Annotated in this window: 4 protein-coding genes; all 4 read left to right on the top strand. The window is 37.4% G+C overall.

From position 1 onward, the window contains the following. Positions 1-264, top strand: a 264-nt coding sequence (locus tag ACEW8O_RS26900) for a hypothetical protein (protein ID WP_373497720.1), incomplete at its 5' end; no start/stop codon positions are given. Between the two features lie 145 nt (positions 265-409). Then, positions 410-1,150, top strand: coding sequence for a hypothetical protein (locus ACEW8O_RS26895; protein ID WP_373497719.1), 741 nt, complete (start codon positions 410-412; stop codon positions 1,148-1,150). Between the two features lie 66 nt (positions 1,151-1,216). Continuing rightward, positions 1,217-1,861: a hypothetical protein gene (locus tag ACEW8O_RS26890; protein WP_373497718.1), complete on the top strand. Its 645-nt coding sequence runs from the start codon at positions 1,217-1,219 to the stop codon at positions 1,859-1,861. A gap of 166 nt (positions 1,862-2,027) precedes the next feature. Next, positions 2,028-3,359 carry a YfcC family protein gene (locus ACEW8O_RS26885; protein ID WP_373497717.1) on the top strand — a complete coding sequence of 444 codons (1,332 nt, stop codon included), beginning with the start codon at positions 2,028-2,030 and terminating at the stop codon, positions 3,357-3,359. The last annotated feature ends 298 nt before the right edge of the window (positions 3,360-3,657 follow it).

Genomic DNA, 3,657 nt, shown 5'->3' with positions numbered 1-3,657 from the left:
AATTTTAAGATGAAAAAACTTGTGGTCAGTGCTTTTGTAAAACATGGGAAGATCAGGCTTTTTTTGGACGGAGAAAAACTGGAAAAAGATATTTATCCTCTGGAGGTGGTTTTAGATAATGATGGTCACATATTACAATGGTTTGTTGAATCCTGGTCAGAGGGAAATTATACCGTGAGTATATCTTCTCCCGGACCATCTGAAATGCATTTTACCAAAAGAATCGGTAAAGGGTCAAAAGATTGGGGAGGGGTTTGGTTATAGCAAAGACGCAATTCTCACAGTCAGATGAGTTTTAAGACTGGAGTTGAATAACATATAAGGCAATCACTGAGAAACACAAAACGGAGTCATTGGTGATTAAAATATAATTAAGTTATATACATTTTAAAACATAATTAAACTTCACATGAAAAATCAATCCAATATCCTTGAACCATCCCACAAAATCAGTCTGGCAAAAGCTGTGCAGTTGATTTATTCCTTTTTGTTACAGCCCAAACTTCATCAACTAGGAACAGATGTAGCCATTGGAGCGATATTGGATAAAGACAGTTTAAAGCAAAGAAAACCGGCCATAGACTTTTTTGGCAGCATGTCATGGTTTTGTAGGAATCAAGATTCCGGCAATGGCTTTCCAAAGTTATTTTTGGCCTTTGAGGATGGGGTGTATGATATTGCAATGGTACCAACCCAACCAAAAAACCCAGAATTGGTTTACAGTACCCGCCACCTCAAATTTCCCAAGGGAGTAATTTCCGAAAATCTTATCATGAATTATCTGGAAAACAACCTAAATGTCCCACATAGCAATGATCTTATAATCCCAAAAAGCAAAGTGATTGAATTTCGGTCCAAAATAGAAAAGGATTTAATAGGTTGGAATTATAACCGTTACTATTGCAGTTTTTTTGAAAACAGGGGGATAGTCTCGAATGAATTTAATGAACTACTTGCCAATAAGGATGTGAAAGATGTAGCATATTTTTTTGGATATGATCAATCTGAATTAAAATATTACAAGTCTAACAGGATTCGTGTTATTCTGATGGGATTGGATGTTCAGGGAAAACCGGTGGCATTAAATGAACCTTTAATTGAATCGCCTACCATACTTCAGGCTTCATGGCCACCACCACCAAACACCTGAGATTTAAAATATTTACGGAATGTTTTTTTGGCCCTTCATTTTTGTGTACCTTTTTCAAACATAAAGATGCTGACCAATCAAGAATATATTTTAAGAATTGTATCCACCTTTTCGGTTTTGTTTCCAATAATTTTTGGATTTTTTTTCCGAAAAAGGATGCCAACATGGGCAAGATGGTTTCTTTTATATTTGGTTTTTGGTTTTTTGGTGGATTTAGGAGGATGGCTGTTTTACAAGATTCAAAATCCTGATGCAAGTTGGGTAAATCGGTACATCTATGAATTGGTGGAATCCATGTTTTTTGTGTGGTTGGTTCGGTATATCACAAATCAAAAAACCATTCGTAAGATTTGCAATTTTCTTTTCCCCTTATTTGGGCTAATGTGGATTATATCAACCCTATCCACAGAATATATTGGTTTTTTCAGGACTATCGTTGGTGTAATTGTCGCTTTTCTTTCAGGTTTTCTGCTCTTGGAATTAGTCGAGGCCAAAAAGAGCAAAGGCTTTCCAATTATATTTTGGATCATATTAGGAGTTTTCTTTTATAATTTCTGTACCTTTTTTATTATGGCTTTGATCAATACTGAAGCAGGATTAAAAGTTTGGTGGATCCAAAATTCCATCAACATCACTACAAATGTGATTTTTGGAGTAGGGTTTTGGGTAGGGGTAAACGAAAACCAAAAACATGAAATGTCAGAAGAATAGGTTTTGGATACATGAATGAGGCCATTGGGTACAAAAATACTCGAATTGAATTTCGAATGATGAATTTTTAAATCCCCAACTAACCAATTTTTAATCTTAATTTATTCCCCAACAGACCCAAAACCAAAAATTCCGATATTTTTACTTTCCAAATAAGCCCCCAACTATGAAACTTTCCTTCCCCCACCCTATGATCATTATGTTGGCATTTGTGGTGTTTGCAACTATACTCACTTATCTGATTCCTGCGGGTTCTTATGACAGGGTTATTGATGAAAGGACTGGAAGGGAAGTGGTGTTACAAGGCAGTTACAAAACTTTGGAAAATCAACCGGTGGGTATAGGGGAAATGTTTCTCAGTGTCCCTGAGGGAATTATTGAAGGCGCTGAAGTGGTGGTTTTGATTTTGATCATAGGAGGGGCATTTTATGTAGTTGACAAAACAGGGGCATTTAAATCAGGTTTGGAAACCTTGATTCATCGGTTTAAAAACGGAAAAACCTTTTTACTGGCAGTGGTCGGGATGCTGTTTGCCACAGCAGGAACATTAAATGGATTGCAGGAAGAAATCATAGCCATGGTTCCGTTGCTGCTGGTCCTCAGCCGTAAAATCGGATACACTAAAATAGCTATAGTAGGTATTTGTCTGGGTTCCGCGATCATCGGTGGATCCTTTGGACCTACCAATCCATTTTCAGTAATTATAGCTCAGAAGATAGCAGAGGTACCTGTATTTTCCGGTGGCATGTATCGAATGGTCTTTTTTATAATTGCCTTGAGCTTTTGGATATTTTATATGATCAGGTATGGAAAGGATACTTCCTTTGACACTTCAGAACAGCGCGAAATTCCCGGGAAACTATCTATTTCCCATAGCCTTATCCTTGTTTTGGTTGCAATTACCTTTGCTGTGATGATTTATGGATTAAGTAATTGGGAATGGGACTACAATGAAATGTCAGCGATATTTTTTGCTTTGGGGCTTGCTGCGGGGATCATTGGAAAACTGGGAATCAACGGAACCGCCAAAGCTTATGCGGAGGGATTTGCAGAATTGATTTTTGCAGGGATCATCGTTGGGTTGGCAAGAAGTATCTATTTGGTCTTGCAGGAAGGGCAGATCATTGATACCATTATTTATGCCCTCTTCAATCCATTGGAAGGTCTTCCTTTAGGGCTGTCAGCTTTTGGGATGATGATTGCACAGGCTTTATTGCATATTCCTGTTCCCAGTACATCAGGACAGGCGGTTTTGACCATGCCTTTGCTTACCCCAATTTCAGATCTGATAGGGATGTCAAGGCAAGTGGTTGTCTTGGCCTATCAATATGGTGCGGGGATTATGGATATGGTCACTCCAAGTAATGGTGGATTGATGGCAATCCTTGTTGCCGCTGGGATATCTTATAAAGAATGGATCAAATTTGCATGGAAACCAATTCTGATCATTTTTGCTACAGCCGGAATATCAGTTGTTTTAGGGATATTTATTCTTTAAACTTCAGATTTCTTATTGAAGGTGAATGAATTAATCATTTATACTAACTTAAAGTGTAGGATTACAACATCATTCCGATTCTCCAATATTTTGAAAATTTTCAGAAAAGAAAATGACAGGCAGCGACTTGTCAGACTAAAGGCTTTCTTAAAATTTGGAGACCCTTCCTACGTCCTTTAGATTTACAAAATAGTAATTTTCTAAGATATATGGTTATAGTTATCAACATTGAGGGGGGTCTGGGGGGAGACTGGTAACTTGTTGATAAGTGTGGATAAAGTTAACTTTAAGAATAAAA

The sequence above is a fragment of the Aquiflexum sp. genome, assembly GCF_041749095.1.
Classification (GTDB): domain Bacteria; phylum Bacteroidota; class Bacteroidia; order Cytophagales; family Cyclobacteriaceae; genus Aquiflexum.
Note: the sequence above shows the minus strand (reverse complement) of the source record. Positions and strands in the feature narration are given on the sequence as shown.

Coding starts and splice junctions, on each gene's coding strand:
- ACEW8O_RS26890 (WP_373497718.1), top strand. CDS start 1,217: ATGCTGACCAATCAAGAATATATTTTAAGAATTGTATCCACCTTTTCG.
- ACEW8O_RS26895 (WP_373497719.1), top strand. CDS start 410: ATGAAAAATCAATCCAATATCCTTGAACCATCCCACAAAATCAGTCTG.
- ACEW8O_RS26885 (WP_373497717.1), top strand. CDS start 2,028: ATGAAACTTTCCTTCCCCCACCCTATGATCATTATGTTGGCATTTGTG.